This is a genomic window from Rhodococcus sp. 24CO (assembly GCF_050586165.1).
Lineage (GTDB): Bacteria > Actinomycetota > Actinomycetes > Mycobacteriales > Mycobacteriaceae > Rhodococcus_F.
The window spans coordinates 1-4761 of the sequence record NZ_JAZFNF010000043.1; the positions used below are offsets into that span (position 1 = coordinate 1).

The 4761-nt window shown below is 59.4% G+C and carries 6 protein-coding genes; all 6 read right to left on the minus strand.

Features of this window, described 5'->3' with window-relative positions; all coding sequences use genetic code 11:
* Positions 1 to 73: 73 nt before the first annotated feature.
* Positions 74 to 610: a carboxymuconolactone decarboxylase family protein gene (locus tag V2B23_RS30650; protein WP_430953664.1), complete on the minus strand. Its 537-nt coding sequence runs from the start codon at positions 608 to 610 to the stop codon at positions 74 to 76.
* A gap of 217 nt (positions 611 to 827) precedes the next feature.
* Positions 828 to 1139: a DUF1330 domain-containing protein gene (locus V2B23_RS30655; protein WP_138870304.1), complete on the minus strand. Its 312-nt coding sequence runs from the start codon at positions 1137 to 1139 to the stop codon at positions 828 to 830.
* Between the two features lie 41 nt (positions 1140 to 1180).
* Entirely contained in the window at positions 1181 to 1369 is a 189-nt protein-coding gene (locus tag V2B23_RS30660) for a ferredoxin (protein WP_092803479.1), read from the minus strand.
* The gene (locus tag V2B23_RS30665; protein WP_430953661.1) at positions 1366 to 2661 is read right to left on the minus strand and encodes a cytochrome P450; all 1296 of its coding nucleotides are present in this window, start codon (positions 2659 to 2661) and stop codon (positions 1366 to 1368) included. The genes V2B23_RS30660 and V2B23_RS30665 overlap by 4 nt, the downstream gene beginning before the upstream one ends.
* A gap of 102 nt (positions 2662 to 2763) precedes the next feature.
* On the minus strand, positions 2764 to 3105 hold the full coding sequence (locus V2B23_RS30670) for a hypothetical protein (RefSeq protein WP_430953662.1): 342 nt from the start codon (positions 3103 to 3105) through the stop codon (positions 2764 to 2766).
* Positions 3102 to 4367, minus strand: a complete 1266-nt coding sequence (locus V2B23_RS30675) for an aromatic ring-hydroxylating oxygenase subunit alpha (RefSeq protein WP_430953663.1) — start codon at positions 4365 to 4367, stop codon at positions 3102 to 3104. Before V2B23_RS30675 ends, V2B23_RS30670 begins: the two co-directional genes overlap by 4 nt.
* Between the last annotated feature and the right edge of the window lie 394 nt (positions 4368 to 4761).

Below are 4761 nucleotides of genomic sequence, written 5' to 3' on the forward strand. Positions count from 1 at the left end.
CGGGTGCGGTGCCGAGGTGGGGATACTGTTCGGTCCAGCTTCCCGCGGCCGGTTTGGCGAAGTGTGGCACGGTCTACTCGCTTTCGTGGTCTGGCTCGATGCCAAATGAGTTGAAGGCCATGGCCATCAGGCCATAGCAGCCGACAGTGAAGACAAAATCCATCAGTTGTCGTTTGTCGAAATACTCGCTGAGTGCAGCCCAGGTCTCGTCGGAGACGATCGAATCGACTTCGAGTTCTTCGACGGCGCGCAGCACTGTGATGTCGGGTTCGACGAGGGCTTCGCCGCGCATGGCCGATTCGACCTCGGCCAGCGTCAAGCCTGCTTCTTCCTGGGCGATGATGATGTGATGGGTCTTCTCGTAAGCGCAGTTTCGGCGCGTTGCAACCCTCAGGATCGCCAGTTCGCGCAGGCGGGGCGGAAGGCTGTTGCGGTACAGCATTCGCGTGCTGAAGATGAGGAAGTCCCTGGTCAACTCGGGGTGATTCACCAAGGTGGACAGGGCCGGTCCGGCACCTTCCGGGTTCTGCCGCTCACGGGGCAGCATTCCGCGCAACGACAAGCGAACCTGGTCGTCCCAATCTGCTTCGGGTAACGGAGATAGCCGCATCAGACGTTCGTTTCCTTTGCTGTCATCGAAAGCTGCAATATTTTCGATCTCATCTTTGAGAATCACATTCTCTTTAACTGAGCGCAATATTTCCACAGTCCTCACCAGTCGTCAACGTCGGCCGGGTTCGGTCGGTCTACACACAAAAAACACGCGGTGTTCGACAAACGAACACCGCGTGAGATTCAGGGTCTGCTCGACCCGTTAGAGGTCGACATCACCCACGGCGACTCGGCATCTCGAATCCCGACAGGATCACGGCGTTGGTCTCGGCAGCATTCTCGCGCAGCACCTTTGCCTCCTGGTACTCGTCGGATTCGTACCAAGTGCGAGCCGCCTCGACCGATGCGAACTCGAGTACAACGGTCCGGTCGCCGTGCCAATCGCCCTCGAGTACGCGAGGCGTCGTCTCGACCGACAGAACTGTGGCGCCGCCCTTTGCCAATGAGGGCGCAGACGCTCGGCCATAGGCATTCATGCCGGCTTCGTCCTTGACGGCTTCGGTCAAGATGACATATCCCTTGGGCATTGCGTACTCCTGGTAGACGTGATTGATGGTTGAAAGTGATCTCAGGTCAAGGTGATTGCGCGCTCAGGGCAGTTCGAGACAGCGTCGCGAACTGCACCTTCCGAGCCTGCCGGAACCTCGTCGGCAATCGCCTCGGCGTAACCGTCGTCGGTGAGAGTGAAGACCTCAGGGGCGATGGTGAGGCAGACGCCGTGTCCCTTGCACCCGTCCGGGTCGACCGAAACCTTCATCGGCCTTCCCCCTCGGCGAGCGTGTACTCGAGATTCAGGTTGGTGAGACCGCGGAGGATGAACGTCGGAACATACTGGAAATTACGGTTATCCGCAGTTCCGTGAACGCTTTCCGAAATTCTGATGTCCGTGGTTCGGTCCAGAAGGCGCTCGAGGCAAATCCGGGCTTCCGTACGTGCGAGTGGAGCACCGGGGCAGCTGTGAATGCCGCGGCCGAAGGCGATGTGTGTCCGGGAATTGGGTCGATCGATGTCGAACGTCGCAGCATCCGGGAACTGACGCGGATCGCGATTGGCGGCGCCGTTGACCAACATTACCGTGGTACCCGCCGGGATATCCACTCCGCCAATGGTTGTGGGAACTCGAGAGAGCCTGAAATCGCCCTTGATCGGGCTTTCGATCCGCAGTGTCTCTTCGATGAAGTTGGGAATGCGGTCGCGTTCCTTGCGTAGAAGTGCTTGGAGCTCCGGCTCTTCGGCAAGAATCTTCAGTGCGGAGCTGAGCAGGCGGACCGTGGTTTCCTGGCCGGCCGAGAAGAGGTTGGCAGCAACATGTACGACGTCTGCGACATCGGGGGTCGAGCCGTCCGGGAACGTCGCTGTGGCCAAACCGGTCATGACGTCGTCACGTGGTTCGCGGCGACGGTCCTCGACGTAGGCGGTGAACTGTGCGTACAGGAACTCCATCGGGGTGTGTGCCATCGTGTCGTCGCCGGTGCTTCCGACGCCGCCGCCGCCACCGCCGTGCGGTTGTCCGAGATTGCGAACAAAATTGTTCCGATCGTCCTCGGGAACACCGAGCAGATCGGCGATGGCCAACAACGCATACGGCAGCGCGAACTCGCTGATGAATTCACCTTCGCCGCCCTCGAGTGCCTTGTCCAGCAACTGATCTGCGAGGGTCCACATCCAGTCCTCGTTCTCCTTGAGGCGCTTGGGAGTGATCAATCGCATGAGCAGCGCGCGGTGGTCGGTGTGTACCGGGGGATCGAGTGTCGGTAGCTGATCGTTCATCGGGAGCTTGTGGCGGTGCAGTTCGATCAATTCCGAGACGTCGTCGCCTTCGAGCGGGACCGGGAAACCCGGAAACGGACCGGTAACCGACGTGCACGACGAGAATGTCACGCTGTCCTGCAGCACCTCCACGGCTTCCTCGTACCCGGTCACCATGACTACATCGTGGTGCGGTTCGCGCTTGACGGGGCATTCGCCGCGCATCGCCTCGAAGTACGGATACGGGTCCACGACAAGATCGTCGTCCTTGAAGAAGTTCTTGGTCTCGTAGTCGGTCATGGCTACACCGTTTCCCGCGACATCGCTCGCGCGTATGTCTCGATTCTTGAGGTGAGGGGCTGCTCACCTGAGTCAGTGGGTCATTTCGAACAGTGGGAATTTTCAGAAGGATGGTTCGGTGAGGCGGTTCAGGACGGCGTCGCCGCCGTCCACCACCTTGGGTTGATGCCAGATTTCGACGCACATCGCGACCATGATGACGGAGTGCACCAGGCGGAGCAGATTGCGCGCGTCGTCGGGGAGATCGTCGAGCGGAAACTTGTCGCAGTAGGCAAGAGCGTCTTGAAGTACGGGGAAGCCGGCGTCGTAAAACGCCTGCATGGTTGCCATGCTGCTTGTCATCCGCATATTCCAGCGTTCGGCCTCCGTTTCGAGACTCCACGCGGCCGCAAAACCTTCGAGTTCCGAGAATTCCTCAGGGAGCAGAGGATTGATTGCCGTCATGCGTTCACCCCGGAGCCTTGGTAGTTCGCGACCCAGTCGGCAACGGACTTGTGGAAATGTCGGACGAGGAGTTCCTGGTCGTTGAGCGGGAAGTCGCTCGAGCTGCCCAGAGCGTCGAGACCCTGCTGAGTTCCGACGAGGGTGCCGGCGTCCTGCAGAGCGAATTCCTTGAACATGACGACGGCGCATTCCTGCGCAGCGCGGTCGCTGGCGGTTTTGGCCGGCGGGAAGAAGAGTGTGCCCTCGAACCGGTGCGTGTTGTGTGACGTGGGCCAGTAACGGTAGACGAGGTACCACCCGCTGGCCCAGATCAGGATCTCGAGGTTGGGGAAGATCTGAAAGTTGTCGGCCGCCCATGCCTTGATGTGCCCAGGGTTGGTTCCAGGCAGCTCGTCCCCGAGATCGGGTTCGTTCCATGGTCCGAACAAGCCGCTGCGCGTTTCCATTTCGATCGGGTACTGAAAATTGGCCGGCCACAGTCGACGCGGAACGCTGGACGTGGACACCATGCGATGGGGTCCGTCGAGTTGGTAGTGCGGCGCCTCGAAACCCTTCATCATCTGGGGTCTGGCGTCGGGTGTTGCTTCCTGGGTATGCAGCGACGGGACGTGGTAGTACTCCTGGAATGCGTCCAGGAAGACCTTCCAGTTGCAGTCGATGTCGGCGCTGAAATCGTAGCGCTCGGGCATCTCCTCGAACGGATACCCCGCTAGATCGGTGATCATCGGACCGAGGAATTCGGTGAGAGTGGTGGGCGGTTCCTTGGCAAGATTTACGAAGATGAACCCTGCCCAGACATCACAGTGCACCGGGACCAATCCGTAATCGGCCTTGTCCAAGTCGAAGAACTCGCCCTCCTGCTGCACAAAGGTCAAAGACCCGTCGAGCGAGTAACGCCACGCGTGGTACTTGCAGGTGAAGGCGCGGCACGAGCCGCTGGTTTCCGCACTGGGAATCTCGTTCCACACCAACTTGTTTCCGCGGTGACGACAGATGTTGTGGAAGGCGCGAACCTGCCCCTCCAGGTCGCGCACGATGATGAGGGAGGTATTGGCGACCTCGATTTCCTTGGTGAAATAGCGACCTTTGTCGGCGACGTCCTCGACGCGCCCGACGTTGAGCCACGCCTGCTTGAAAACTGCTTCGCGTTCGGCTTCGTAGAACTCGGGCGAGATGCAGTCCTGATAGGACACCGGCCCGGTTCCGACGTCCGGATAGTGCTGGGTCCAGCTTCCTTCGGCAGGTTTGGGAAAGAGTGCCATGCGGATGTCCTTCTTTAGTGGCGGCGGTTCCGATGCTTCCCAGCGCGCCGTCAAATGTCAAGAATTGCATTCTGTTGCAAGAGTATTCGTATCCTAGGCAGTGATGTCACGATTGTGCCCGTAATTGTGCATTGTGGTGCAACATATTTCGAGATCACGGGCAGTGCTGGCGAAAATGAAAAGACCGCAACGCCCGGCATGCGTGAAGATATGCATGCCGGACGCTACGGTCTGTATAGTTTTCTTGCTTCCCAACCACTTTCGTGGGAATCCGTGCCTGGTTGATCAGAGAATCAGTTGATCAGAAGATCAGTTGATCAGACGACGGGTTCGACGGTGACGGCTACGTAGGCGGCGCCGCTGTCGGGGACGCGGGGTTGTTTCCAGACTTCGA